The 24,817-nt window shown below is 71.8% G+C and carries 21 protein-coding genes and 1 pseudogene; 10 read left to right on the plus strand and 12 right to left on the minus strand.

Annotation, left to right across the window (positions count from 1 at the left end; all coding sequences use genetic code 11):
- Positions 1 to 54: 54 nt before the first annotated feature.
- The 7 genes from ACFC1R_RS24665 to ACFC1R_RS24695 form a co-directional block, all read right to left on the minus strand.
- The gene (locus tag ACFC1R_RS24665) at positions 55 to 1,290 is read right to left on the minus strand and encodes an alpha/beta hydrolase family protein (RefSeq protein ID WP_375942027.1); all 1,236 of its coding nucleotides are present in this window, start codon (positions 1,288 to 1,290) and stop codon (positions 55 to 57) included.
- 290 nt (positions 1,291 to 1,580) lie between these two features.
- A complete protein-coding gene (locus ACFC1R_RS24670) occupies positions 1,581 to 2,840 on the minus strand; it encodes a VWA-like domain-containing protein (RefSeq protein ID WP_375942029.1) in 1,260 nt (419 codons plus the stop codon).
- Positions 2,837 to 4,108, minus strand: coding sequence for an AAA family ATPase (locus ACFC1R_RS24675; protein ID WP_375942031.1), 1,272 nt, complete (start codon positions 4,106 to 4,108; stop codon positions 2,837 to 2,839). Before ACFC1R_RS24675 ends, ACFC1R_RS24670 begins: the two co-directional genes overlap by 4 nt.
- Before the next feature lie 146 nt (positions 4,109 to 4,254).
- The gene (locus tag ACFC1R_RS24680) at positions 4,255 to 5,682 is read right to left on the minus strand and encodes a hypothetical protein (protein WP_375942033.1); all 1,428 of its coding nucleotides are present in this window, start codon (positions 5,680 to 5,682) and stop codon (positions 4,255 to 4,257) included.
- 798 nt (positions 5,683 to 6,480) lie between these two features.
- On the minus strand, positions 6,481 to 7,212 hold the full coding sequence (locus ACFC1R_RS24685; RefSeq protein WP_375942035.1) for a hypothetical protein: 732 nt from the start codon (positions 7,210 to 7,212) through the stop codon (positions 6,481 to 6,483).
- Between the two features lie 28 nt (positions 7,213 to 7,240).
- Complete coding sequence (locus tag ACFC1R_RS24690) at positions 7,241 to 7,462, minus strand: hypothetical protein (protein WP_375942125.1); 222 nt, start codon at positions 7,460 to 7,462, stop codon at positions 7,241 to 7,243.
- A 184-nt stretch (positions 7,463 to 7,646) separates the two neighbouring features.
- On the minus strand, positions 7,647 to 8,612 hold the full coding sequence (locus ACFC1R_RS24695) for a GlxA family transcriptional regulator (protein WP_375942037.1): 966 nt from the start codon (positions 8,610 to 8,612) through the stop codon (positions 7,647 to 7,649).
- A gap of 71 nt (positions 8,613 to 8,683) precedes the next feature.
- On the opposite strand from ACFC1R_RS24695, the gene ACFC1R_RS24700 reads away from it, so the two are divergent.
- The 3 genes from ACFC1R_RS24700 to ACFC1R_RS24710 all read left to right on the plus strand — a co-directional run bounded on the left by ACFC1R_RS24700 (position 8,684) and on the right by ACFC1R_RS24710 (position 10,394).
- Positions 8,684 to 9,358, plus strand: coding sequence for an HD domain-containing protein (locus ACFC1R_RS24700; protein WP_375942039.1), 675 nt, complete (start codon positions 8,684 to 8,686; stop codon positions 9,356 to 9,358).
- Between the two features lie 46 nt (positions 9,359 to 9,404).
- Positions 9,405 to 9,827: a Rid family hydrolase gene (locus tag ACFC1R_RS24705; protein ID WP_375942041.1), complete on the plus strand. Its 423-nt coding sequence runs from the start codon at positions 9,405 to 9,407 to the stop codon at positions 9,825 to 9,827.
- 219 nt (positions 9,828 to 10,046) lie between these two features.
- The gene (locus tag ACFC1R_RS24710) at positions 10,047 to 10,394 is read left to right on the plus strand and encodes a hypothetical protein (protein WP_375942043.1); all 348 of its coding nucleotides are present in this window, start codon (positions 10,047 to 10,049) and stop codon (positions 10,392 to 10,394) included.
- Between the two features lie 608 nt (positions 10,395 to 11,002).
- On the opposite strand, the gene ACFC1R_RS24715 is transcribed toward ACFC1R_RS24710, so the two are convergent.
- The gene (locus tag ACFC1R_RS24715; RefSeq protein ID WP_045303993.1) at positions 11,003 to 11,278 is read right to left on the minus strand and encodes an isoamylase early set domain-containing protein; all 276 of its coding nucleotides are present in this window, start codon (positions 11,276 to 11,278) and stop codon (positions 11,003 to 11,005) included.
- Between the two features lie 603 nt (positions 11,279 to 11,881).
- Here ACFC1R_RS24715 and ACFC1R_RS24720 point away from each other — a divergent pair.
- From ACFC1R_RS24720 to ACFC1R_RS24730, 3 genes are all read left to right on the plus strand, one after another.
- Positions 11,882 to 12,109, plus strand: coding sequence for a CsbD family protein (locus ACFC1R_RS24720; RefSeq protein WP_375942045.1), 228 nt, complete (start codon positions 11,882 to 11,884; stop codon positions 12,107 to 12,109).
- Positions 12,110 to 12,146: 37 nt separating this feature from the next.
- Complete coding sequence (locus ACFC1R_RS24725; RefSeq protein WP_375942047.1) at positions 12,147 to 12,293, plus strand: hypothetical protein; 147 nt, start codon at positions 12,147 to 12,149, stop codon at positions 12,291 to 12,293.
- Positions 12,294 to 12,777: 484 nt separating this feature from the next.
- On the plus strand, positions 12,778 to 15,222 hold the full coding sequence (locus ACFC1R_RS24730) for a SpoIIE family protein phosphatase (RefSeq protein ID WP_375942049.1): 2,445 nt from the start codon (positions 12,778 to 12,780) through the stop codon (positions 15,220 to 15,222).
- Between the two features lie 184 nt (positions 15,223 to 15,406).
- Here ACFC1R_RS24730 and ACFC1R_RS24735 read toward each other — a convergent pair whose 3' ends face one another.
- The 3 genes from ACFC1R_RS24735 to ACFC1R_RS24745 all read right to left on the minus strand — a co-directional run bounded on the left by ACFC1R_RS24735 (position 15,407) and on the right by ACFC1R_RS24745 (position 20,923).
- Positions 15,407 to 16,000 (minus strand): hypothetical protein, encoded by a 594-nt coding sequence (locus tag ACFC1R_RS24735; RefSeq protein ID WP_375942051.1) that lies wholly within the window; start codon positions 15,998 to 16,000, stop codon positions 15,407 to 15,409.
- A 67-nt stretch (positions 16,001 to 16,067) separates the two neighbouring features.
- Positions 16,068 to 20,201 carry a DUF6531 domain-containing protein gene (locus ACFC1R_RS24740; RefSeq protein ID WP_375942053.1) on the minus strand — a complete coding sequence of 1,378 codons (4,134 nt, stop codon included), beginning with the start codon at positions 20,199 to 20,201 and terminating at the stop codon, positions 16,068 to 16,070.
- On the minus strand, positions 20,198 to 20,923 hold the full coding sequence (locus tag ACFC1R_RS24745) for a WXG100 family type VII secretion target (RefSeq protein ID WP_375942055.1): 726 nt from the start codon (positions 20,921 to 20,923) through the stop codon (positions 20,198 to 20,200). Before ACFC1R_RS24745 ends, ACFC1R_RS24740 begins: the two co-directional genes overlap by 4 nt.
- Positions 20,924 to 21,303: 380 nt before the next feature.
- Between ACFC1R_RS24745 and ACFC1R_RS24750 the strand changes: the two genes are divergently transcribed.
- The 3 genes from ACFC1R_RS24750 (at position 21,304) to ACFC1R_RS24760 (ending at position 23,192) form a co-directional block, all read left to right on the plus strand.
- The gene (locus tag ACFC1R_RS24750; protein WP_375942057.1) at positions 21,304 to 22,251 is read left to right on the plus strand and encodes a CPBP family intramembrane glutamic endopeptidase; all 948 of its coding nucleotides are present in this window, start codon (positions 21,304 to 21,306) and stop codon (positions 22,249 to 22,251) included.
- Between the two features lie 22 nt (positions 22,252 to 22,273).
- Positions 22,274 to 22,402: a hypothetical protein gene (locus ACFC1R_RS24755; protein ID WP_375942059.1), complete on the plus strand. Its 129-nt coding sequence runs from the start codon at positions 22,274 to 22,276 to the stop codon at positions 22,400 to 22,402.
- Positions 22,403 to 22,463: 61 nt separating this feature from the next.
- Complete coding sequence (locus ACFC1R_RS24760; RefSeq protein ID WP_375942061.1) at positions 22,464 to 23,192, plus strand: hypothetical protein; 729 nt, start codon at positions 22,464 to 22,466, stop codon at positions 23,190 to 23,192.
- Between the two features lie 160 nt (positions 23,193 to 23,352).
- On the opposite strand, the gene ACFC1R_RS24765 is transcribed toward ACFC1R_RS24760, so the two are convergent.
- Positions 23,353 to 23,526, minus strand: coding sequence for a multicopper oxidase domain-containing protein (locus tag ACFC1R_RS24765; RefSeq protein ID WP_375942063.1), 174 nt, complete (start codon positions 23,524 to 23,526; stop codon positions 23,353 to 23,355).
- 400 nt (positions 23,527 to 23,926) lie between these two features.
- Between ACFC1R_RS24765 and ACFC1R_RS24770 the strand changes: the two are divergent.
- Positions 23,927 to 24,514: pseudogene (locus ACFC1R_RS24770) on the plus strand (DUF6192 family protein); the annotation flags it as partial.
- Between the last annotated feature and the right edge of the window lie 303 nt (positions 24,515 to 24,817).

Below are 24,817 nucleotides of genomic sequence, written 5' to 3' on the forward strand. Positions count from 1 at the left end.
GGTTTCGTACGGACCGCGGCGCACCCCCGCGGCGCCGCGGTCCGTCCGCTGCCGCTACGGCAGGTACTGCACCTCGGGGAAGGCCCGCGACGGCCCGTCGAGCAGGTGGCCCCGCTGGTGGTGGCGCAGGTGCTGGTCGAAGAAGGCGACCGGGTAGGCCTGCTGGATCTTCACGGCCCTGGCCGGGTCGAGGGTGCCGATCCAGCCCTTCAGCTGGTCGTCACTCATCCCGACCAGCTTCGCCACCTGTGGCACGAGCACCTGGTTGTCGCCGTAGGACTGGTGGGTCGCGCCGTCGGCCTGGACGTTGAGCCGCCAGCCCTTCAGGTGGGACCAGAACACGGCCGCGTCCGGGTCCTGGGCGCGGGTGTACACGGCGGTCATCATCATGAACGGCCGGTCCAGGTCGGTGGTGATCGTGGGGTGCATCGGTCCGTCCAGGCTCAGCCCGGCCCGTACGCGCCCGTCCGCCAGCATGACGCAGGCGGTGGCCGTGCCGCCCTTCGACCAGCCGAACATGCCGATGCGCGACGCGTCGAGGGCCTCGCACAGCCCGTCCGGCAGCGGGCGGCGCTCGGCGTCGGGGTTGTGCCCGGCGGCGAGCTGCTCGACGCAGTCGAGGACGAAGCGGATGTCCGTGGCGAAGTCCGCCGGGCCCATCCCGTGCTGACCGTCCATGATCGGGGTCACCACCCGGCCGTCGGGCAGCCGGCTGAACGCGTCGTTGATGTGGTCCACCGTCACCACGACGTAGCCGTGGCTGGCGAGTTCCTGCACGATCACGGTGTGGTCGGCGCGGTGGCTGTGTGCGCCGTGCGAGTACACGATCACCGGCAGGCCTTGGCCCGTGCGGTGCACCGGGGCGCCCTCGTGACCGGCCGTCAACGGCGCCAACGCGACGTCGGGCGGGAAGTCGGCGGAGGAGAGGAACGCCCGCAGCACGCCGGCGGGCATCCACGGCACGCGCAGGTACCGGTCGACGTCGCCACGAGCGGGGTACCAGACGCTGGCCATCAGCTGGCGGTAGTGGCCGGGGCCGGCGTCGGGATCGGGGCGGGAGGTGTCGACGAGGTGCAGCTCCACCGTGCCCACCCGGTACGGGCCGGTGGGCTCCGGCAGCGTCAACTGCGCCGGGGCCGAACCGGTCGGGGCCGACGCGCCCCGGGTCGCCGGGGCGGCCCAGCCGGGGCCCGCGGCGGCGAGCGGCACGGCAGCCCCGGTCGCGAGCGCGGCGCCCAGCATGCGGCGGCGCGTCATCCCGTCCCGGCTTGTGAACGGCGTGGTGGTCACGGACCCTCCCCTGGGTGTTCCTGATCCTCGGATGCGTCACGGAGGCCGATCTGACGGTCCGTGAGCACAGACGGAACGCTGTCACGCGCCCCGCTCGGGCTGCATCCGCCCACCGGCTGATCATTCGGGTACGCATTGGCCCGCGGGTCTACATCCGCAGGATGACCCGCTCGGCGGCGCGGTGTTCGCAGAGGACGTTGCGCCCCGGCGGCCACGCACCCTTGACGGCATCGCCGTTTCGAGGTCGGCCGCACACCGGATCCGATGTGTCCGCCTCATCCTGACGGGGCTCACCGAGCAGCCGGAGCCGACCCGATGTCAACCACCCGTGCCCACACGGGCGGTGAGTCCGGCACGTAGTCCGGATCGTCCTCGTCCCACGACCGGGTCACCTGTTGCCGGGAGAAGAGGCCCACCACCGTCCGGCACGGTGGTCGCGTGCTCGGCCAGGGTGTCTGGCCGTCGGTCAGGACCACGATGACATCCGGCCGGGGCCCCGCCCGGAGCGCCCTGGCGAAGCCCGTGCGCAGATCCGTGCCCCCACCGCCGATCAGCGGTATTCCCTCGGCACGGCACAGCGGGTGCACGATCCGGGCCGCCGCGTCGCACGGCAGCACGGTGATCAGGTCGCGACGGCCGCCCACGGCGCGGGTGATCGCGGCAACCTCGTGGAGCGCACTGCCCAGTTCGGCGTCACTGACCGACCCCGAGGTGTCGATGACCACGGAGACCCGGGGCGGTCGGCGCCGCAGACTCGGCAGGAGCGCGCCGGGCACCCCGGCCGAGCGGCGCGACGGCCGACCGAAGGTGTAGTCCTCGCCCGCACCCGCGCCGGAGGTCGCCGAGCGGACCGCCGCTCCCAGCAACTCCCGCCAGGGCTGCGGCGGGTGGAACGCCTCCTCGGCCCATCGGCGCCACCCCTGCGGGGTGCTCCCCGGACGGGCGGTGATGCCCTGCGCCACCCGGAACCTGACCGCGTCGCGTTCCTGCGCGCTGAGGCCGTGTGCGCCGTCCGGTCCCAGGTCCCACTCACGGTCCGAGCCGTCGGCGCCGCTGCCGCAGTCCAGCCACACCAGGCTCTGCGTGCGCGGTCCGAGCCGGAACCAGCGCAGGTAGTCCTCCATGAGCTCCCCTTCGGGCAGCCCCAGGGACCCCGGTTCGACGGCGCCTTCGGGCCGGACCAGCCCGTCGCCGAACACGTCGTCGTTGATCTCGAAGTCCGCGGCGATGTTCATCCGCAGCCGCTCCCCCGGGCCGGTCAGCCCGCGCTCGCGCGCGACCCGGTCACTGCGCCCGTGATGGTCGCGCAGCAGGTGCGACACCTCGTGCACCCAGACCCCGGCCAGTTCCTCCACCGGCGTCCGGTTCACGAACGCCGGGGAGACGTAGCACCGCCAGTGCCGGTCGACGGCCATCGTCGGTACCCTCCGCGACTCCACGGTGTGCAGGGCGAACAGTGCCGTCGCCAGGTAGGGACGGGCCCGTGCCGCGTGCAGCCGGGCGGCGAAGAGCTTGTCGAGGTCTAGTGCCCCCGGTGCGTCCGGGCTCATCGGCCGGCCTCGGCGGCGGCCGCGGCCCGGTCCGCCGCGTGGTCCGCCCGCCGGGACAGGGACACCGCTCTGGCGAGCCGGTCGATCGACACCGGTACGTCCCAGTCCTGTCGGCGCAGCGCGGCGAGCGTGGTCGCGGGGACGACCACCAGGTCCGGGGCTCCGGTCTCGATCGCCCGGGCCATGAGCGCCCACGCCGCGTCCCAGCGGGACTTCTCCGGGCGCCTGCGGACCGCCTCCACCACGCCGTCGAGCACGGCCTGGCGCAGGTCCCCCCGCTCGGGCAGGACGACGCCCGCCGGGTCGGCGAGGAGCACCTCGGGGTCCGGGAGGTCCATCCGGTCCAGGCCGGCCAGCAGCTCCAGTCCCGGCCCGTCCCCCACGGTGCCCCTGACCAGCAGGGAGAGCACCTCCCGGGAGGAGTCGGCCGCGGTCGCGAAGGCGGTCAGGCACAGTGCCATCTCCCAGCTCCGAGGAGACGGCCAGGGGCCGCCCCGGCGGGTTTCACCGCTGGGCAGCCGGTGCACGAGCGCGGGGCGGGCGGAGAGCAGCCCGCAGACCGCACGACGGGCGAAGTCCACGGCCTGTGGCAGCCGCTCGGGGTCGAGCCTCGGCAGTGTGGCCCGGGGCCAGGTCCCACCGAGGCCGCGTACCACGACCTCGTGGTCGTGGGTCCACTGGAGATGGACGAACCGGTTGGCCAACGGCGGGCTCAGCTCCCAGCCGTCGGCCGCCGAGGACCGCGGATTGGCGGCCGCCACGATCCGTACCCCGGGGGGCAGTTGCAGGGCTCCGATCCGCCGCTCGAGCACGAGGCGGAGCAGGGCGGCCTGGACGGCCGGCGGCGCGGTCGACAGCTCGTCCAGGAACAGCAGCCCCCGGCCGGCCCGTACCAGCCGCACCGCCCAGTCCGGCGGGGCCATCGGGACGCCCTGTTCCGCGGGATCGTCTCCCACGATCGGGAGCCCCGAGAAGTCGGACGGTTCGTGCACGCTGGCGATCACTGTGGTCAGCGGAAGGTCCAGGGCCGCGGCGAGCTGGGTGAGAGCTGCGGTCTTGCCGATCCCAGGCTCACCCCACAGGAGGACCGGCAGGTCGGCGGCCACGGCCAGTGTCAGGGCCTCCAGTTGGGTGTCGGGGCGCGGTTCGGTGGTCGTGTCGCGCAGCAGGGCCAGCAACTCGCCGGCGACGTCGAGCTGGGAGGCGCGGGCCGGGCCGGACGGGGTGCCGGCGGCGGCGAACGGGGGGCGTGCGGTGTGTACGGGCATGTTTGATCACCTGTCGGTCGGTGGTGGGCCGAAGTGGGAGCCTGGGCGCAGGCCCCCGGGTCAGCGGGTCAGCGGGTCAGCAGGACAGCGGGTCAGCAGGACAGTGCGTGGCCGGTCAGCGGCACAGCGGGTCAGCGTGTGGCCGGTCAGCGGGACAGCGCGTGGCGCGGGTGCGCGCGGAAGTCACGGGAACGGCGGCGCTCCGGGTGGATGCGGCCGGGGTCGGGCCCGGCCAGGCCTGCCCTGAACAGGCCGTAGGTGATCCGCCGCAGCGCGGCCGCCTCCAGTTCGTCCCGCAGATCGCCGCTGCGCAGCACCGCGTCGGGGCCCAGCAGGCCCTCGACGACGGCCAGCGCGCCGGCGGTGTCACCGTGGTCCAGGCGTTCGCGGACACCGGCGAGGCAGTCCGGACGGCGGTGCGCCAGGTCGATCGCCTGCAGGCAGGGAAGCGGAGTGCCGGTCAGTGCGGCCAGCAGTTCCTCCCGGCGGATCTCGGCCGGGTCGTGGTCCAGCGGGGACAGTACCCCGTCGACCAGGCCGATCCGGTGCCGAGATCCACGGCATTCCACGAGGCGCGGATGTCCCGGCCGGTCCGGGGTCCGGAGCGGACCGGCCCGCGGATGATCCGGTGCCAGCGCCGAGGCGACCAGCGGGTGCAGCCGGCCGACCTCGATCAGACCGGCCCGGATCAGTTCCAGATCGGGCAGCACCCAGGTCGCCGCGTCGGGCAGGACCGGCAGCGCCGCGGCGCCGCCGTCCGCGGACGACGGCGCCGCGATCCGCAGTGCGGGCGGCCCCGCGCCGTCCCGGTCCGCGGCCACGTCGAGGACCAACCGCTGCCGGGCGCCGAGCCGCACGGTGACGGCACCGGCGGGCCGCCCCTCGGCGCGGAGCAGCAACCCGGCCTCGGCCGCCCACCGGTCGACGGCACAACGGCGGTCCTGCGGCCCCGGCCCCAGCAGATCCGGGTACGGGTCCGGCAGATCCGGGCCCGGCGCCGCAGGGCCGTCGGCGAGCAGCCGGTCGGCACCGGACCTGATCCGCAGCTCACCGGCCCTGCGCGCGTCCCAGAGGTGGCGGTGCAGGTCGAGGCGGAACCGCCGGTCGGGACGGGGATGCGGATGACGGCAGGCGCCGGCACCGAAGTGGGATCCGTCCCACAGCGCGAGGCTGATCCGCTGACCGGCATCCGCCCAGGCCGGTGGAGTCCGGACCACGAGGTGCACGGGGCACTCGCCGTCCGGCCCGGCATCGTCGTACCGGGCCAGAGTGATGGTCAGCCCCGGGCGCAGCAGCCCGTCAGGGGCAATCCTCGGCAGGTGCCAGCGCAACAGGTCGGGAGCCAGCCGGCGGAGGTCGGCCCGGACCCGGGCGGCCAGTTCCCGGCCGTGGGTACGCGCCACGGAACGCAGTCCGAGGTCGACGTCGATGCCTGCGGCGGCGCACGCCCCTGCCCAGTCCCCGGCGGAACGGCGGGCTGTCGCAGCATCGATCATGGAGGGCGGCACGGCGAACTCGCGCACGCGCAGCCAGCGGGAAAGGTGGGAGTCCCCATTCGCGGTCCGAGTGAGCATCAGCGCTCACCTTGCGCGGACGGGACCCCCAATCTGTCATCAGAACGAGTCATCATCACGGGGAGCCTATCGTTCCCCACCCGGCCTGTCAGTTGCTTTTCAGCCGGAGCGGCACGCCACCCGTGACTACCGCCCAGGCCCCGTCGGGGACCCCGGGATCCGTGCTTCACCGGGAGTGGAGAGAGGCGGTGCCGCGCGGACAGCAGCGGCAGACGGCCGGCACGATGCGGTCCCTCGTCGAGAACGACCGCACGGACCGAGCGACGCAGGTGCACCAAGGCGATCCGCGCATGCTATCCGCCTGCCCACGGAACGATCCCTCGGAATCGGTCATCCTGCCGTACCAGCCGTCCTGGAAGCGCGAGAGGACCCGGGAGCGTAGCCAGCTCCCGGGCCCCTGTTTGCCGCCCAATTGCGCACACCGGCACGTTTAAGGGTCGCGGATCAGATTGAAATCGACGCGTTCTACCTTTGAACTACCGTGCCACGGAGCGGCACAGACAGGACTTGAACCCGCATTCGTCGATATTCGTCCGCACCCGGTCGATCCGGTGTTCGGCGGCGAATGCTGAGACTGGAGCGAGAGTCTGAGCTTGATGGGGTCTGCCTCTTCCTGGCTTGGGCTACCCCGGCCGGTGGTGCCGGGGGAAGGATTTGAACCTCCACTGTGACCCCTGGTCAGCTTCAACATCAGTGTCAGCTTTTTCGCACCGCGCAGCGCACCCGCCCGGTCTCCCGGACGGGGTCCTTAGCGCGCTCGGCGCACCCGCCCGGCTCCCCGGGCGGGCGATCATGAGGCTACCGGAACAGGTAGCCGAAGACTGCGTCACCCACCCGCTGGTCGGTGACCTCCACCGCGTTGGCCTCCTCGCGGGCGAACTTGACCGCCTGCTGGAGCTTCTCCACCCGCTCGGCGAGCTCGTTCACCCTGCGGGCCGGCAGCGCACCGGAGAACTTGACGGTGGTCCAGTAGCCGACCGCGATGTCCTCGTAGTAGACCTCGACCTGGGCCGGGTGCTTCTCGGTGGCCTCGGCCTTGACGTGGTTGCGCGGCACCTTCTTGGTCCGGATGGTGCGCACCGGCTCGGTCTTCCAGGAGTCGGTGGACGGGTCGAGGTTCCAGGACTCGGAGGCGTCCAGCACCGGGAGCTTCTTCACGAAGGTGAACAGGTCGGTGAGCTGCTTCTCCAGGAAGAGCAGGTACGGGACCGGCACCCGGGCGAGCAGCACCTGACCGTCCACCACCACGTCCGCGCTGGCGCCGATGTTGGCCCAGTCCTTGGTGGCCGTCACGTCGAACAGCCGGGTGAGGGTGACCGCGGTGGACCGCAGGATGTCCTCGGCCTTCAGCTGCACCCGGGTCGACTCCGGCGGCAGCTGCTCGCCCTCCTCGTCCTTGGGCTGGTACGTGCGGGAGATCCCGGCCAGCAGCGCGGGCTTCTGCAGGTCCTGGTGGGCCTGGGTCAGCTCCTGGAAGGACTTGGACTTGACGCCCTTTTCAACGGCGATGATCTGGTTCAGCTTTGCCACGTCGAGGACGCTACCAGTCCCGAACTGATCAGCGACACTCAATTGTTGATCGAGTGGTTTCCCCGCGGGTCGTCCAGTGCAGCGGCGGGTTGAGATCCAGGTGGCCCGCCTTGCGGAAGACCCGCTGCTCGGTGCCGACCCTCCTGGTGCCGAGCCTGCTGGTGCCGTGTGCGCGGCTCCGCCCCTCGCCATGAGTCACGCCGCGCCAGGCCGTGGACTGGCCGTTGAGGCGGTGCTCCTCGGAGGGCATCGAGTCCCATTCGGTATACGCCCCGTCGCGCGGCACCATGAACAACGGACACGATCGGAGGACCGCGCCGACCTCCACCAAGGCCTGCTTCAACTCGCCTGCGGCATCATCTGCTTGAGACGGCTCGGAGCCTCGTTCCGAAACGATCGGCAAGGCTGTCCGAGGCAGTGGTGAGGCGTCCGGGTCATGGCGACGGGTCCGGCTTGCGTGTGTGGTCCGAACACCAGAAGGTGCGTCGGTAGGCAGTGGGAGTGGTGTCGAGTGCGCGGCGGAAGTGCAGGCGCAGGTTGGCGGCTGTGCCCAGTCCGCAGTCGCGTGCCACCCGGTCCACCGGGTGGTTCGTGGTTTCCAGTAGTTCCCGTGCCAGGCTGATTCGGGCGTTGAGCAGCCACCGCAGCGGGGTCGTGCCGGTCTCCTCGGCGAACCGGCGGATGAAGGTGCGCTGCGACAGGCCGGCGTGGCGGGCGAGCACCGGCAGGGTGAGTGGCTCCTCGAGTCGTTGCAGGGCCCATCCCCGGGTGGTGGAGAGCGAGGCCTCGCCAGTTACTGCGACCGGAGCGGGTACGTACTGCGCCTGCCCGCCGTCTCGGTGCGGGGCGGCGACCAAGCCGCGGGCGATCTGGTTGGCCACCACCGCCCCGAGGTCGCGGCGCACGATGTGCAGGCAGAGGTCGATGCCGCAGCAGACCCCGGCCGAGGTGAGCACGTCACCCTCGTCGACGTACAAGACGTCGCGGTCGACCGTGATGGCGGGGAAATCTCGTTCGAGCTCCTCGATGTGCTTCCAGTGGGTCGTGGCGTGCAGGCCGTCCAGCACGCCCGCCGCGGCCAGCGCGAAGGCTCCCGTGCAGATCGACACCACGCGCCGACCACGGTCGCGGGCCTCGGCCAGCGCGTCGAGTACGGCGTTCGGAAGCTGGAGGATCGGCTCGAACCCCGGAACGATCACCGTGTCGGCGACGCGCACCTGCTCCAAGTCCCCACCGGCGATCAGTGCGAAGCCCGCGCTGGTGGTCACCTGCGCGTCGAGCGCGCACACGGTCATCTCGTACGGGGTCTCCGGTCGGGCGTTGAAGATCTGCGTCGGGATCGCCAGATCGAGCGGGGTGACCCCGTCCAGCGCCAGGACTGCGACTCGGTGCACTGCCATGGCAGGATCCTATCGAAGTTGGGTAATTTTGCCTCTCGCCAGGTCAGGGCGGTCACGGCCACGCTGAAGTCATGAACGGATCTACCCGCGAGGTGACCACGGACCTGATCACGCTGCCCGGCACACCACTTGCCGACGCCGTCGTGAATCTCGTCCGGACGGTGCAAACGCCCTCCGTGTTCAACCACAGCGTCCGCAGCTACCTGTTCGCCAGGTTGGTGGCCGGCCGCCTCGACCTGGCCGTCGGCCGTGACTACGACGACAACCTGCTGTTCGCCGCCTGCGTGATGCACGACCTCGGCGTCGCGTCGGACGGCGCGCACTGTCAGCGTTTCGAGGTCGAGGGGGCCGACCGGGCCGCCGAGTTCCTCGTCGCGCGCGGAGTTTCCGCGGCTGACGCCGATGAGGTCTGGCAGGCCATCGCCCTGCACACCTCCCCAGGCATCGCGGAACGGCGCGGCACGTTGTGCCTGCTCGTCCGCGAAGGCGTCGCACTCGACTTCGGCGGCGCGGTGGGCAGCGGTCACGTCGAAGCCGTCACCGACGAGCAGGCCGACGCGGTGCACGCCGCCTACCCGAGACTGGAGATGATCCGCTCACTCACCGACGCGATCGTCGCGCAAGCCGCGAAGAACCCGAAGAACGCACCCCGCTACACGAATCCCGGTGAATTCCTCCGAGAACGTGAGACCTACGGCCGGACCCGACTGGAGCACGCCTGTCGTTCGTCCCGCTGGGGCAGCTGACGTCACGGATCCCACGACCACTCAACAGAGAAAGGGAAGCACTGCCATGACCATCCACACCGTCGAGATCCCCGAGGGCTCCGAAGTCTTCGGAGAGACCCGCGGCGCCTTCGCCCGCTTCGGCTATTCCGCCGCGGTCCGTGCGCACGGTCTACTCTTCATCGCCGGAACCATCGGCCGCCGTGCCGACGGAACCATCGCGGACACCATCGAAGAGCAGACCGAGATCGCCATCCGGCGCATCGAGGAGATCCTCCGGTTGGAGAACCTCGACCCGTCCGCCCTCGTGGACGTGACCAGCTACCACGTGGACATCCACCAGCACATGCCCGGCTTCCTCGAAGCCAAGCAGCGCCTCATCAAGCCCCCTTTCCCGACCTGGTCGCTGATCGGTGTCAGCGCCCTCGCCAGTCCGGGGCTGCTCGTCGAAATTCGCGCCACTGCCGCCTATTCCGACGCATCTCGGTAGACCGCCGCTCCTGGGCCGCCCCCGGCTCAGGAGCGCCCCACCACCGACCTGAGGTCCCATCCCCGGCCCCTGCCGTCTTCGGAGCAGGCGGTCTGCGCCGCTCTCGGCAAGGGGCCGGTGCAACGTGAGCAGCGACCATGACTTCCCGCCGGACGCCGGAGGTTCACCCGGCCTCGGCCCCGGAGGCGACCAGGGGCAGCCCGACATAGATTGCGGGGCATGACCGGTGACGAGACGGCGATACCGACCGTGGGGGCGCGCGGCCTGGACGAGGTGTTCGAGGCGATATCGGAGGCGAACGGGCGGCCCCCGCCGTGGAGCGGCTTCGAACACGGCGTACTGGGCAGCTACCGATGGGCCGTCGGATGCCAACTCGGCGGCCCGGTAACGGCCGTCGCTGCCGTCCTCGGCGCCGCCGGTCCCTGCCCGGCGCAGCTCGTCGCCGAATGCGAGGCGGCCGCCGTACGGCTGCGCGAGTCCCGGGGCGATGACGCCGACGCCGCGTACGCCCTCGGCGCCTATCGGGCACTGGCCTGGCTCTGCGGCCATCACGACGACCGCCCCTGAACGAAGCGGCCGGCTGACTTGTCGACGGCAGCTCCCGCTCCCTACCGCGGGCTCGATCCGACAGTCCGGTACTTCCGCTGCCGAAGCCGCAAAGGGGTTGTCCCGCGAACCGCTGGGCCGCAGGGCCGCTGGGAAGGGCCTCTGCGTCAGGATGCGCCAGCGTCCGCCCCGTCGTGAGGAACTCCTCCAGGAGCTGTTCGAGCCCGCTCAGCCGGACCGCTCACTCGGCGTGTCACCGGTCACGGTGACCTCCCGAGCCTCCTGCGGTTCCGCAGGAGGCTCGGGAGGCAGGGCCGCAGGAGGCGGGCCCGCCCGTCGGCCGAACGTCGTTGCCCGGCCGCTGCCCTCGTTCCGGCGAGCCGCGCCGCACGGTGCGGCCGTCGTGCACCCGGGCGGTCCGCTGCCCTCCGGCATGCCGCGGACCGGATCTCCGGTGGGCGACGTCCCGGCGACCGGCTCACCGGTGGGCCGCGGCGTCCTGCACCTCCGTTTCGGCTACCGCGTCGAGCGGCAGCGAGCGGCGGCACGCTGGGTGGATGTCCGGACGGACCGCCCGGTTCGCTCGGAACCGGGCCGTCACTCGGAACAGGGCTGCCGAACCTGGGATGTCAGGTGTTCAGGAGGCTGTTGCGCCCGTCGTGGCCGTCCGCCGCCTCCTCGTCGAACCAGTAGTCGCCGTGCGCGAGGTAGCGGAACCCCACCTGCTGGTCCGCTGGCAGGGCGACCTTGACCGCCCGGGAGCCGTCGGGGCGCGGCGCGAGCGGATGGGCGCCGGGCCGCCAGTCGTTGAAGTCGCCGACCACACTGGCCTCGCCGGCCGGATGACCGGCCGGCAGCACGAAAGTGACCTCGGTGCGGTTCTTGCGACGGGTGCGTTCCAGCATGGGTGATCGCTCCTAACAGCGTTCGGGGAGTGCATTCAGCCGATCCTCGCGCGGCCGGGCCACTCCCGCGCGCGGTGGCAACCCGCCCGGTGCAACTGCCACTCGTCCGGCCCTGCCGTACGGCCCCTCGGCCGAGCCCGGTCCACCTCTCGGAGCTCCCGGAGCTCCCGGAGCGTCCTCGCCGACTTCCTCGGCGCCGAGGACGCGGCCACGGTGGAGGAGAGCTCGGACGCGTATTGGAGACCGGCACGCTGATGATCCTCACCGAGCTGCCGCAAAGGCTCCCACGGGACCTTTTCCGCGAGCGGTTCGTGTCCGTCTCGGCGTTCCACCTGAATGAACTCCCTAGCCCAAAAGGGTAGTTCGGTTATCCGGTGCCGGCCGACCGCTCCCGGAGGCGCAGTTCGGCACTCCGAGCAGACGGCGGGGCATCTGCACCGAGGGCCTGTGCGGCACCGTGCGGCGTGTGTCACCCAGCCGGCCTGACGGGTAGCTCGTCGTCCCTTCGGCCGACACGGGATGCGTGGTCCCGGCGGGTCGACCAGGCTCGGCTGAGCCGGTGGGCGAAACGGTTCCCGGCGTGAACCCCCCAAGGGAGTGACGATGAGCAAGGTGTCCGAGAAGGCCAAGCAGTCCAAGGGCAAGGCGAAGGAGAAGGTCGGCCGGATCTCCGGGGACCGGCAGATGGAGACCGAGGGCCACGCCGAGCAGGCCGCGTCCATGGCCCGCGAGGCCGCGAGCAAGGCCAAGGACGGCGCCACGCACGCGGTGGGTGCGGCGAAGGACAGCACCCGGCAGGCCGCCGACAAGGTGAAGAACACCGCCAGGTGACGCCTCCCCGACCGCCCCGGGCATATCGGAGTTCGCCGTGGTGCTCATCCTGCTCATCCTGCTGATCGCGGTCGTCTGCGGATTCGTCGGTGCCCTGGCCAAGGGCCTGTTGCGGCTCCTGGTGATCGGCATCGTGCTGTTCCTCGCGGGCCTTGTCTTCGGCGGCGTGCCCCTTGGCCTGTGATCGCGCCGGTGACGTCACCCGCTGACCAACGACCGAGCGCGGCTCAGGGAGCACGGTCCGGTGACAGAGCGGCTCCCGGTCGGCCGGCCGACCGGTCCGAACTGCCGACCGTCCGAACTGCCGGGGCGCCCCGGGCCGCTGTGGGCGGACGTCCACAGCGGCCCGGACATATCCGGCCACCCGTGAGCCGCCGCGGACGCACAGCGCCTGAGTCGGTGCGGGCGCCCGAGCCTGTCCGGTCCGCTCACCACTTGCCGACTCCCCCGGCCCGTCGTGGCCGGGTGCCCGCCAGGAGTCGGCCCTCGTCCCGGTCCGACGGGGGCGTGGCCGTGCGCGAGCCGGTGCCGCCGGGCCGTTGAACGTTCTCCTTTCGGCCCCCTTTCCGACCGGCGGGGCGGCGCACCGGCCATAACCGCGCCACGCTGGACATAGCCGCCGTTTTCGCGAGCCTGCGGACCGGCATGCCGGACTGAGGACGGCCGAGATGAAAGAATCGGTGACCGCGTTCGAGGAGAGCCCCAACGATCCGTTCGCGGTGCGTCGAGCAGCCACAGCGGTGCTGGACCGCTCTGCCAGGCTGACCGGCTGGAGCGAGCGGGCCCGCGAGCTGCTCGGCTACCGGCCGGAGGAGGTCCTCGGCCGGCCTGCGGCAGAGCTGCTCGTCGACCCGGGCGACGCGGAGTTGATCACGGCGGTGGCGGATGCCTGTCGGCAGGGAAGCGGGTGGTTCGGCGTGCTTCCCGTCCGTCACCGGGACGGCAGCCGGATGCTCCTGGGCGTCCGCGCCCGGTGCGTGACGCGTGCCGGGCCGAGCTGCGAGTGGTTCCTGGTCGGCGCGCCGGCGCAGGAGGTGGTCCAGTGGGAGACCGACCGCGCGATCCTGGACGGGCTGTTCCGGCGGTCCCCGATCGGCTTCGCCAGTCACTCCCCCGACCTGCGCGTCCTGCGGGTCAACCGGGCGATCGCCCGTATCGGCGGCCTGCCGTCCACGGAGTTCGCCCGAGGGCACCGGATCGCCGACTTCCTCGTCGCCGAGGACGCGCGCACGATAGAAGCGAGACTCAGGCGCGTGCTGGAGACCGGTGATCCGATGATCTTCACCGAGCAGCCGTGCAGGCTCCGGCGGGACCCGTCCCACGAGCGGTTCGTGGCCGTCTCGGCGTTCCGCCTGGAGGACCCGGCCGGATCCGTGCTGGGCGTCGCGCAGCTGATCGAGGACGTCACCGAGCGGCACCGGGCCCAGCGCCGACTGGCGCTGCTGAACGAGGCCAGCGACCGCATCGGCACCACCCTGAACGTGACCACGACGGCCCGGGAGCTGTCCAAGGTCGCCGTCCCCAGCCTGGCCGACTGCATCACCGTGGACCTGCTCGAATCCGTGGTCCGCGGCGGCGAGCCCGCCCAGTTCGCCGTCGGGCCGGTCATCCGGGTGGCCGCCATGACGGTGGCTCCGGAGGCGGAGCAGCTGCTCTTCCCGGTCGGCGACTCGATCCGGTTCTCTCCGGACACCCCCCAGGCCCGGTGCCTGTCCGAGTTGCGCCCCATCATCGAGCGCGAGTTCGGAGCCTCCCTCTCCTCCACCTTCGCCGATGCCAGGTGGTCCCAGCGTCTGCGCGAGCTGGGCGTCCGCTCCCTCATGGTGGTCCCGCTGGTCGCGCGCGGTGTCGTGCTCGGACTGATCAGCCTCTGGCGTACGCGGCAGACCGAGCTCTTCGATCCGGACGACCTCACCCTGGCCGTCGAGTTCGCGGCCCGGGCGGCGGTCTGCATCGACAACGCACGCCGCTACACCCAGCAGCACCAGGCGGCGCTCGCACTGCAGCACAGCATGCTGCCGAGTACACTCCCCGGCCACCCGGCGGTCGAGGTGGCGCACCGCTACCTGCCCGCCGGTTCGGTCACCGGCGTGGGCGGCGACTGGTTCGACGTCATCCCCCTGTCCGGGGCCAGGGTCGCCCTGATCGTCGGCGACGTGGTCGGCCACGGCATCCATGCCGCCGCCACCATGGGCCGCCTGCGCACCGCCGTCCAGACCCTGGCCGACCTCGACCTCGAACCGGACGAAGTCCTCACCCACCTGGACGACCTCGTCAGCCGTCTGGCCGACGAGCAGGAAGCGACCTCCGCCCCCGGCCTCCCGCAGGAGAACCTGATCGGCGCCGCTTGCCTCTACGCCGTCTACGACCCGGTGACCAGACGCTGTTCCCTCGCCCGCGCCGGCCACCCCCCGCCCATCGTGGTGACGCCCGAAGGGGCCGCGAGCCTGGTGGACGTCCCCGCCGGTCCTCCACTCGGCCTGGGCGGGCTGCCGTTCGAGACGGCGGAACTGGTCCTGGCCGAGGGCAGCCTGCTCGCCCTCTACACCGACGGCCTCATCGAAGCGGGCGACCGGAACGTCGACCACAACCTCGCGCAGCTGCTCCGGACGCTGAGTACCGGCCGCAGCTCGCTGGAGGTGACCGCCACGGCTGCCATCACCACCCTGGTGGCTCCTCCGCTCTCCGACGACACCACCCTGCTCCTGGCCCGGACCAGGGCACTCGCCGCCGACCAGGTCGCGACCTGGCAGCTGGCCGCGGAACCCCGGGCAGCCGCCCTGGCGAGGGGCTTCGTCACCAAGCAGTTGAACGCCTGGGGCCTGGAAGAAATGACGTTCACCACCGAGCTGATCGCCACCGAACTGGTCACCAACGCCTACCGCTACAGCAGCGGACCGATCGAGCTGCGGCTCATCGTCGACCGCACCCTGATGTGCGAGGTCTCCGACGCGAGCACCACCACTCCCCACCTGCGCCGCGCCCGTACCACGGACGAGGGAGGCCGTGGCCTGTTCCTGGTCGCACAGCTCACCCAGCGGTGGGGCACCCGGTACACCCACCAGGGCAAGACCGTCTGGACCGAACAGCTCCTCAACCGCCTGGACCTGTGACCCGGAGTCCGCCGGGAAGCCCGGATGCCGATTCCGGTGGTCGGTGCCCCGAGGTGGCCGGCCTGTCCGGGTGGCCGGCCGACCGTCGTCCGCGCGCCGTGCCGCCGGTGTGCACCGGCCGGTGGCCGCGCCCACCGCCGGGGCGGGCGCGGTCACCGGTACTTCGGGCCGATCCGGCCACCGGTCAGACCGACGGCTCGGCCAGCCAGCCGTCCAGCTCCAGGAGCGTGGGGCCGGCGACGGAGACCGCTCCGGCGGTGTAGGCGGCCCAGCGCAGCTCGTCGCAGGCGAAGAAGTCCTCGCCCCCGGCGCTCACCCAGAGGGACAGCGTGTGATCGCCGGCCCGGGTGAGGTCCCACCACGACCACGTCCGGAACGCGTCGTCGGGATCGAACCTCTCGAGCCACCCGTCCAGGTACCAGCCGCTGCCGTGGCCTGCGGCGGCGTAGTGCTCACTGCCGCGCCGGGCGAAGTCGGGGGCGACCCGCCCGCCGTCCTCGTCACAGATCGCGGCGAACCACTCGGGGGCCCGGCGGGGAGTGCGGTGCGGATCGATCCCGGCCTGGGCGACGGCGCCGTCCAGGCCGGCCGCCAGGACGGCACGCAGCCGGTCCGCGTAGTCCTGCACCGACCCCTCGACCTCCACCACGAAGCAGCTGAGCCCGGGCGGGGCGGCGTCCGCCTCCGGGCGGGCACCGATCCGGTCCCGCTCGTCGAGGAGATCCTGCTCCTGCTCGTCCAGGACCGCTTCGCCCCGGAGTTCCTCGTCCTCGCCCATGTCCTGCTGCCTCTCCTGTGCCGTGCCGGGCCGGCGCGTCCCGCGCCGGCCCCAGCCCCGCATTCTGCTACGACTTGCCCCGCTCCGTGTTCCACAGGTCCTGCTGCTGCTGCCAGGTGAGCTCGTTGCCCTTCGGGTCCTTGGCCTTCCATCCGTTGGGAGTCCACGACTCGGTGGTCCCGCTGCCCGGGATGATCTGGTCCTCCAGGCGCTTCAGGTGACCGCCCGGAATTCCGTAGAGGTGGTCGCCCTGGGTGGGGTCGGAAATCTCCGGGTAGTCCTTCTTGTAGTCCTTCCAGTTGGTGCCTTCGGGAAGCTGCTTCCCGGTCATCTCCTCCCACTTCTTCTGACTCTGCGGGATGGCCTGGCCGTGGATCTCGTCCACGTACCGCTTCGGCACCTCGAACGACTGCACACGGCCACCGAACTTGCTGTCGGCCTGGTAGTTGTCGGTGTGGGCCCGGTCTCCGCTCATGTTCACGTAGAGGTTCGTGCCCTTGCTCCCGTCGTTGGGGCGGGGAATCGTGACGTTGCCGTGCTCGTCGACCTCGACGCGGTAGCTCTTGTCCTTCCCGCCCCTGAAGTCCCACTTCTCCTTCCGGTACACCCGGACCACTTCGCACATCTCGAGGCCCAGCGGGTCCATCCAGGTGTGCGGGTTGACGACGTAGTTCGCCGGGTTCGGGGACGGCGCCAGACCGAGCGGGTCGGGAGAGGTGTAGCGGGCGGTCGCCGGGTCGTAGTACCGGTTGACGTTGTAGTGGAGGCGGGTCTCGGGGTCGAAGTACTGCCCCGGGAAGCGCAGCGGGGTGTAGGTGCTGCTGCCCGCCGGCCAGGTGGTGGCGCCCCACAGGGTGGTCCTCGCCCGCCAGGCGACGGCGCCGGACGGGTCGACCAGCTCGGTGGGGGTGCCCACCAGGTCGGTCACGATCGCGAAGAACCGGCGGTCGGTCTCGCGCTGAGGGGTGTCGGCACCGGTGACGATGGTCTCCGCCTGGGCCAGCGGACGGTCGCCGTCGTGCTCCCAGGTGAGGGTGTGCGGGCCGGGGAGGTGGGGGGCGTAGGTGGTCTGCTCGCAGAGGGTGGAACCGTCCCAGGTGAAGTCGGTGCGTTCGAGCACGGTGACCCCGTCGTCGGCGACGCGCAGCTTCGCGGTGCGCCGGCCGAGCGGATCGTAGGTGTAGCGCCAGAGTTGGCCGTCCGGGGTGGTGACGGCGACCAGCCGGTCCTCGACGTCCCAGGTGTAACGCCAGGCCCCAAGGCCGCCGGTGCCCTCGGGACCACCGGCGGCCCGACGCACCACCACCCGGCCCGCGCCGTCGTACGTGTAGTCCACCGAGCCCGCGCGGGTGAGCTCCGTTCCGCGGTAGGCGCGCGGACCCACGGCGTCGGTGGTGGCGGCCGATCCGGGCCAGTGGGCGTCGACGATGTTGCCGGAGGCGTCGTAGGCGTAGGACTCGGTCCAGCCCTTGCCGCTCACGGCGGTCACCCGCCCGGCCGCGTCCAGGGTGAAGGCGCGCGGGCCCGCGAGGTGGTCGTCGATGCCGACGAGGCCGCCGTCGGCGCGGTAGCCGTAGCCGCGGCGCTGGACGAGGCGGCCGCCGGTTTCGTCCGCACCTCCCAGCTGGAGCAGCTGGGAGGTCAGCCGGCGTGCCCCGTCCCAGGTCTGGCGCAGGGTCACCCCGGGGCCCCACTGGCGTGAGGTCTCCCGGCCCGACGCGTCGCGGGTGAAGGACAGGATCCGGTCGGCGAAGCCGAGTCCCAGCGGGTTCCCGGCGTCGTCGTAGGCCCAGCCGCTCTCCACCCCGGTGGGGGTGCGCCGGCTGATGCGGCGGCCCCGGGCGTCGTACCGCATGGCCAGCCGGCGCCCGTCGACGGTCTCGGCGGCGGTGCCGTCGGTGCCGAACTCGCGTTCCAGGAGGGAGGTGGGACTCTGCGCGGACAGCAGCCGGCCGGCCGGGTCGAAGGTGTAGCTGGTGACCGTTCCCGCGACGTCCTTGGACAGCACCCGGCCCAGGACGTCCCGGGTGTAGGCGATGCGGTGGCCCAGCGCGGTGACCCGTGCGGTCATCTGCCCCACGGCGTCGTGCTCGTACCGCCGGGTGCGGCCGTCGAAGTCGGTCTCCGACAGCGGGTTGCCGACCCCGTCGTAGGTGTAGTTCCAGGTCAGGCCCTGGGGGTTGGTCACCTGGGTGAGCCGCAGCTCGGTGTCGTACTCGAAGGTGTACCGGTTGCCGTCCGGGTCGGTGCGGGAGGCCGGCAGGCCGAAGTACGTGTAGGTGTTGACCGTCACCGCGCCGAGGCGGTCGGTGTGGCGCAGCAGATTGCCCTCGCCGTCCCACTCCCAGCGCTCGACCGCGCCGTCGGGTCCGGTGCGCGAGAGCGGCAGGCCATCGACCGTCCAGGTCATGTGCGTGGTCCCGCCGACGGCGTCGGTGACGGCGACCGGACGGCCGAAGGCGTCGCGGACGGTGGTCTCCGTCCCGCCCGTCGGGTCGGAGATCCGGACCGTCAGCCCGGCGGCGTCGCACTGGACGAGGGCGGTGCCGCCCGAGGGGTCGGTGATGGTGGCCAGGTGGCCCAGCTCGTCGTAGCCGTAGCGGGTGACCGCCCCGGTGGGGTCGGTGGCCTCGGTCCGGTTGCCCCGGTCGTCGTAGTCGAAGGACCAGGCGGCGCCGTCGGGGCCGACGTAGTGGACCGGCAGCTGCAGCTCGTTGTGGACGATGGTGGTCCTGCTGCCGTCCGCCCGGGTGCAGGCGGCCGGGTTGCCGTCGACGTCGTACTCCATGAGCACCGTGCGGCCCAGTGCGTCGGTCCGGCCGAGCGGCCGGTCGTACTGGTCCCAGGACCGGTGGAGGGTGTTCCCCAGCGCGTCCGTCTCCGAGACGGTCTGGCCGAGCTCGTTGAACCGGTAGACGGTGGCGTTGCCCAGCGAGTCGGTGACGGTGGTGGTCCGCCCCTCCGGGTCGTAGGCGAACACCGCGTCCAGGTAGCCCCCGTCGCCACGGGTCTGCACGCACCGGCCGGCGCGGTCGTACAGGTAGCGGTAGCGGCGCTGGTTGCTGTCGGTCCAGGTGGTGATCCGGGACTGCTCGTCGTAGGTGAAACGCTTCCGCCGCCCGGCCGAGTCGATGATCTCGGAGAGGTTGCCGTTGCCGTCGTAGTCGAAGCCGACCAGCGGCAGCGCGTCGGCCTCCGGCCCGTACTCGGAACCCGCGCCGAGCAGGTGGAGTCCGGTGATGCGCTCGTCGTCGGTGTCCACCGCGATCCGGTAGCCGCCGGAGTGGCGCACCTCGACCGGTGCGCCGTGGTCGGAGCGCAGGAAGTCGATCCGGTTGCCGTTGCGGTCGGTGAGGGCGACCAGCGGCAGGGTCAGCACGCCCGAGGCGTCGGGCTGCGCACCGGGCAGCAGGTCGAAGTGCCGGGTGACCCCGGAGCCGGAGTCGCTGATCCGCAGTGCGGTGCCGCCCTCCGGGTCCCGCTCCAGCAGGTGGCGCGGCCCCTCCAGGGCGAACACGGGCTCGTCCGGGTCGGGCAGCGGGTAGTGCAGCACGATGCCGTCCTCACCCGCGAACAGGACTCCCTCGGCGTCGATTTCGACCCGCTGGTCGAGGGTGGAGGCCCAGGAGGGACCGAACCAGCCGCCCACCCGGTAGGAGGAGATGTGGGTCCGGGAGAGCACCAGCGGCAGCGCGCCGTCCAGCGTGACGTCCTCCTGGGCGAGCACCATCTCGCCGGAGGCGACGTCGACGGGGTCACTGCGCAGCTCCCGGCCGGTGATCGGCTGGGCGGTCTCGCGCGGGGGCCGTTCGTTCCGCAGGTTCGGGGGCTTGGGGCCCCCGCCGCCACGGCCGCCCCGGCCTCCGCCTCGACCGCCACGGCCGCCTCCGCTGCCTCCGCCGCGGGGCTCACCGTTGCCTCCGCCGCCGCCACCCCGACCGCCGCGGCCGCCGCCTCGGCCTCCCCGGCCACCGCCACCACCGCCGCGGGGCGCGGAGGGCCCCGGCTTGTTCCCCGACATGATCTTTTTGAGCTCGCCCGCGTGATGGGCGTCGGTCTCGGCGGTGTTCTTGGCGACCTTCCTCAGGTTGTTCCCGGCCGAGCTGTAGAGCTTCTTGACCGCCTGGCCGGCGTCCTCGCCGAGCGTCTTGCCCAACTTCTCGGCGCCGTGCTCCAGCGCCTTCGTCACCTGGTTGGTCATGCGAAGCTCACCCCTGCGAGGTTGGAACGGAACGTTTCGGCGTGGGCGGCCACTGTCTCCGCGTGCTCGTGCATCGTCTGCGCGTGCGCCTCCAGCGCAGCCGGATCGATCCGGAACCCCGAACCCCCCGCTCCGCCGCCGGACACGCCCAGGGCCCCCTCGGCGGCCTGGAACACCAGACCGCTCACCGCCTTGCCCACCACCTCCACCAGCGGATTGATCGCGGCCTCGATCACCTTGCCGATGATGTACTGCTCCAACTGCTGCTCAAGGAAGTTGACGAGCTTCTTCGCCCCCTCGATGATCAGGGCCAGCGCCGCCTCCGCCAGACCGAACGTCACCACCGCCGCGGCCTGGTCCGCCGCGAAGGCCACCGCCATCGCCACCAGCTCGGCGATCGCCTCGACCTTCATCGCCACGATCACGTCGGCGGCGACGTCCAATGCCGTCGCCACCACATGGCACGCCTCGATCAGGTCGTTCATGTGACCGTCCGACATCTGCGACCACTTGGTCAGCAGCGCCTCGTACGACGCACCCTGATAGGCCTCGCCGAGCCCCTTGATGGTGGCCGTCGAACCCTGGTGCGCCGATTCGATATTGGTACCGAACTCCCGCACGTGCGAGGCGAACTCGCGGACCTTGTCCTCGTTCACTGCAGGCCAGTTCACTCCGATGAACTGCAGGAACGATTCCACCTCACTGGGTAGTTCGATCGCCATGGCTTCCCCTCGACTGTTCGCTTCGCAGTCTGACGATCATAGGAGCAGGTGACGCGAGCACGACGCCCGCCTCCGGGGCTGCCGCCACGGCCTGGAAATCCCGTCGCCCACAGGGCATCCGACGAGGTCACAGCTGTCGCCGCAGCACATCGGGCCGGGCGCGGCACCACCGGTCCCGGCCCGCCCAGCGGCGCACCGCGCCGTACGGGGAGGCCGGGCGGCGGGCCCGGTCAGCGGTGTCCGGGCGGCGGGCCCGGGCGGGCCGTGGACCGGATCCAGGGGCGAGCGGGGCGGCAGGATTCGACAGGGGGAAATCCCCACCCCGGTGCGGGGGTTGGCCGGATTCTCCGGCGCTCCTTCGGGTCCGTACCGTCTGCGGCATGGCACTCTCGACATCGTTACGACCCCCCGCGCCGCCCGCCGCCCGGCGACGCGCGCTCCTCGTCTACCTCGGCCTCGCCTACGCGGGCATGTGGGCGGCCATGTCCCCGCTGCTCGCCGGGGGGTTCCAGCGCGGCGACGCCCGGGAGGATCCGGGAGCGCTCGAACAGGCCTGCATCGCAGCCGCGATGTTCGCCCCGGCCCTCGCCGCGGTCCTCGTCGTACGCTTCGTCGAGCGCGACGGCACACGGGTGCGGGACGCCCTCGCGCTGCGCCTGCCCCGGCCCCTGACCCGCGCCGTGTCGGCCTGCCTGCTGCCGGTCGGCGTCCTCGCCGCCCTCACCGCAGCGGTGATCGCCCTCGGCACCCTCGCGGGCAGCTACCCCTTCGCCGGGCTCGACGCGCTGACGGCGGGCGGGGTCACCGGATGGGCGGTCCAGGGCCTGGTCGGGATGCTGGTCTCGCTGCCGCTGTTCTTCGGCGAGGAACTCGGCTGGCAGGGGTTCCTCTTCCCCCGTCTGCTGCGCGCCGGCGGCACGGCCGGCCTGGTCCGGGCGTACGTGCTCACCGGTGGGGCGTTCGCGCTCTGGCACCTGCCCACGCTCCTGATGGGCGGACAGTACCCGGGCAGGCCCTGGTACGTGGCGGTGCCCGCGCTCACGGTCAGCTGCGTGCTCGTCCTGCCGGTCTTCACCTGGCTGCGCCTGCGTTCGGGTTCGGTCGTGCCGGCCGTGTTCGGGCACGCCTTCGCGAGCACCCTGGGCGTGGCGACGCTCAAGGAGTTCGCCGACCCCGACGCCACCCTGGACCCGCTGACCATGGGTCTGGCCGGCTGGCCCGGCTGGGTCGTCACCGGCACCTTCGTCGCCTTCCTCGCGCTGACCGGCCGACTGCGGCCCTCCCACTACGAGGAGCGCGACGCCCGGCGCCCGGCTGCCGTGTCGTGACGAGGGTGCCCGCGAGGAGCGGTTGCACCTCCCGCTCGGCATCGCCGGCCACGGCATCGCGGCCGCCGCACCGGTGAACGCCGCCGCCGCGCTCGGCCTGGACCTCGAACGGCCGGAGTGCCCGACCGGTGCCCGTCCGCGGGCATCCTGACACTCGTGGGGGACAACGCGTCTGGCAGAATCTCCGAGCCGGTCTGATAAGCACTCAGACCATGTCTTGGGAGGAACCCGTGCACCACCCGGCCCGTACAGCCATGGCCGCAGCAGCTCTGCTGCTGGCCGCAACCGCCGTCGGGTGCTCGTCGTCGACGGGGCACCAGGCAAAGTCCGGCGGCGGTCACACCAAGCCGGTTCCGACGCAGACCGCCGCTTCGGGCGCTGCTGCCGGGACGATCCCGACCGGGGCCGGCCCCCAGAGCACCTACACCGTCGCCGCACAGCCGGCCGCGGGGACGTGCCACTACCGGTACACGGCGGACAAGCAGCCGCTGCCGGACGTGAACTGCACGCCTGGTGCGACAAGTCCGGCCGTCACCCAGGCCAACATCGGCGGAACGATCTGCAAGACGGGTGGATACACCTCGGCGATCCGGCCGCCGGCGAACATCACCGGCAAGGAGAAGGCGGCCAACGCGCAGTCGTACGGCTACACGGGCCCGATGGGCGACGGTGAGTACGACCACCTGATCAGTCTCCAGCTGGGCGGCGATCCGAACGACCCGCGCAACCTGTGGGTGGAGCCGCCGTCGCCGGGGCACGTGCCGGGCAAGGGGCCGAACAACCCGAAGGACTCGGTCGAGACCCACTTGCACACCGCGATCTGCAAGGGGAAGGTCACCCTCGCCGCCGCCCAGCAGGCCATCGCCACCGACTGGACGACCGCCGAGGCGAAGCTCGGCATCAAGGACGGCTCGCCCAGCGATCCGGTCGACTCCGAATGACCCCGTGCCGCCGGCCGGTGCGGGTCGCCCTCCCTCCCGTCGGCCGGCGGCAGCCCGTACGCGATCCGCTGCCCGCCGGGAGCGGCACCCGCTCGGCCTGAGGCCGGCAGCCGGCGCGACCGGTGCGGCGGCACAGCCGGTGCGTCCAGTGCGGGCGCGTTCAGTGTTTCCGCGCCTTCGAGGCACCGGGGACGATGTCGAGGACGCCCATCATGCCCTCGTCCTCGTGGTTGAGGAGGTGGTAGTGGAAGACGGTCCTGCCGGTGAGGTCGGCGAAGCGGATCCGCAGGGGCTGCGGTGCCCGGCTGAGGCCAGCAGCGCGGCCCGGTGCCATGTTCTGCTCGACGGCGTGTCGTGCCAGGCGGTGGCTGGTTGACTGCCAGTTGCGGAAGCGGGTGGCGGCCGAACTCAGCGACGCCGGCCGGGCCGAGTGCCCGGAGTGCGGCGAGCGTTGGGTGGCCGGGGTGGATCGGCGTTCGAACGCCGTCTACTGCTCGCGGCGGTGCGTGATGAGGGCCTGGAAGGCCCGGAAGGAATCGTTCGGCGAACGGTCACAGTGACCACAACGCGAACGGCCGAGTCGATCGAGAGCGGTCAACTCTCATCATCCGACGGCCCATTGTTGTGATCCGCCGATTTACGGCTCGACTCTGCTGCGCGGAAGCGGGCCGTGTCCCGTCGCGGCCAAATGCCGTGCCCGGCCCGTGGGTTGGTGGTTGAGCCATGCCGAGGAGATCGAGAAGGCCGACAAGGTCGGCAGCGTCAGCCTCGAGCGGTATACGGAGATCGTTGCCGAGCTGCGGAAGCTGGTGGAGTCGGTCAGCCGCGCACAGTTCACGGTCGGGGATGCCGCGCTGGAGATCGAACCGATGCGTGAGCACGGCGGCCAGGAGCGAGGTGAGGAACTGTTCACGGTCAAGGATTCGCTGTTCCGTCTCGCCGAGGACATCGGGGTGTCGTACTCGATGGTGCGGGACACCAGGTGGACGGCCTCGAAATGGCCGAAGGAACACCGGCAGGCGGGAATGTCCTTCACCGTGCACCGCATCCTGGCGTCCATAGCGGTGGACGAGGAGCGGTTCGCCGCGATCCTCACTCCTCCGCCGGGCAAGGCGCGGTGGACACCGGACGAGGCGAAGCGGCGGGTCGGCCAGCAGGTCGTGAAGCCGATCACGCCGCAGGAGAAGGTCAGCGCGATCCACACGCTCGCCCAGGACGAAGAGGTCGCCGCGCGGGTGACCGGCGACTACGAACGCCTAATCCAGCACTCGGAGTCGCTGATCACCTGGGCCGCGATCACCCTCATGACCAGGCGCATCACCCACCGCCAGTCCCACCGCGAGGGACAGCCGCCGCCCCGTGAGGCCCAGCGGGACTGATCGGACAGTAATCGGCGCGATCACGTCGGTCTCGCGTGGCGTTGCCTCGGGGGTGGGAGTCAGCCCGATGCTTGCCATCTGCTCGGGTGACATCTGCATCTTGGCGGGGCCTTTTGAGTTGGGCGTGGTCTCGGGCATGGCGCCTCCTCACGGGCCGACTCCGCTGCCGACCCGCCTGGACCTTCCCGTGACGAACCGTGGTCAGACAACTACTCCGCATGAAAGCAGGTGCGTGCCCTCGCGCGG

This window comes from Kitasatospora sp. NPDC056138 (assembly GCF_042264695.1).
In the GTDB taxonomy this organism is placed as follows: Bacteria; Actinomycetota; Actinomycetes; order Streptomycetales; family Streptomycetaceae; genus Kitasatospora.

Excerpts from the sequence above, each read along its gene's own strand:
- ACFC1R_RS24740 (WP_375942053.1), bottom strand. The coding sequence starts at position 20,201 with ATGACCAACCAGGTGACGAAGGCGCTGGAGCACGGCGCCGAGAAGTTG.
- ACFC1R_RS24730 (WP_375942049.1), top strand. The coding sequence starts at position 12,778 with ATGAAAGAATCGGTGACCGCGTTCGAGGAGAGCCCCAACGATCCGTTC.
- ACFC1R_RS24735 (WP_375942051.1), bottom strand. The coding sequence starts at position 16,000 with ATGGGCGAGGACGAGGAACTCCGGGGCGAAGCGGTCCTGGACGAGCAG.
- ACFC1R_RS24720 (WP_375942045.1), top strand. The coding sequence starts at position 11,882 with ATGAGCAAGGTGTCCGAGAAGGCCAAGCAGTCCAAGGGCAAGGCGAAG.
- ACFC1R_RS24700 (WP_375942039.1), top strand. The coding sequence starts at position 8,684 with ATGAACGGATCTACCCGCGAGGTGACCACGGACCTGATCACGCTGCCC.
- ACFC1R_RS24710 (WP_375942043.1), top strand. The coding sequence starts at position 10,047 with ATGACCGGTGACGAGACGGCGATACCGACCGTGGGGGCGCGCGGCCTG.
- ACFC1R_RS24760 (WP_375942061.1), top strand. The coding sequence starts at position 22,464 with ATGTCTTGGGAGGAACCCGTGCACCACCCGGCCCGTACAGCCATGGCC.
- ACFC1R_RS24765 (WP_375942063.1), bottom strand. The coding sequence starts at position 23,526 with ATGGCACCGGGCCGCGCTGCTGGCCTCAGCCGGGCACCGCAGCCCCTG.
- ACFC1R_RS24675 (WP_375942031.1), bottom strand. The coding sequence starts at position 4,108 with ATGCCCGTACACACCGCACGCCCCCCGTTCGCCGCCGCCGGCACCCCG.
- ACFC1R_RS24670 (WP_375942029.1), bottom strand. The coding sequence starts at position 2,840 with ATGAGCCCGGACGCACCGGGGGCACTAGACCTCGACAAGCTCTTCGCC.
- ACFC1R_RS24715 (WP_045303993.1), bottom strand. The coding sequence starts at position 11,278 with ATGCTGGAACGCACCCGTCGCAAGAACCGCACCGAGGTCACTTTCGTG.
- ACFC1R_RS24745 (WP_375942055.1), bottom strand. The coding sequence starts at position 20,923 with ATGGCGATCGAACTACCCAGTGAGGTGGAATCGTTCCTGCAGTTCATC.
- ACFC1R_RS24695 (WP_375942037.1), bottom strand. The coding sequence starts at position 8,612 with ATGGCAGTGCACCGAGTCGCAGTCCTGGCGCTGGACGGGGTCACCCCG.
- ACFC1R_RS24705 (WP_375942041.1), top strand. The coding sequence starts at position 9,405 with ATGACCATCCACACCGTCGAGATCCCCGAGGGCTCCGAAGTCTTCGGA.
- ACFC1R_RS24690 (WP_375942125.1), bottom strand. The coding sequence starts at position 7,462 with ATGCCCTCCGAGGAGCACCGCCTCAACGGCCAGTCCACGGCCTGGCGC.
- ACFC1R_RS24680 (WP_375942033.1), bottom strand. The coding sequence starts at position 5,682 with ATGCTCACTCGGACCGCGAATGGGGACTCCCACCTTTCCCGCTGGCTG.
- ACFC1R_RS24750 (WP_375942057.1), top strand. The coding sequence starts at position 21,304 with ATGGCACTCTCGACATCGTTACGACCCCCCGCGCCGCCCGCCGCCCGG.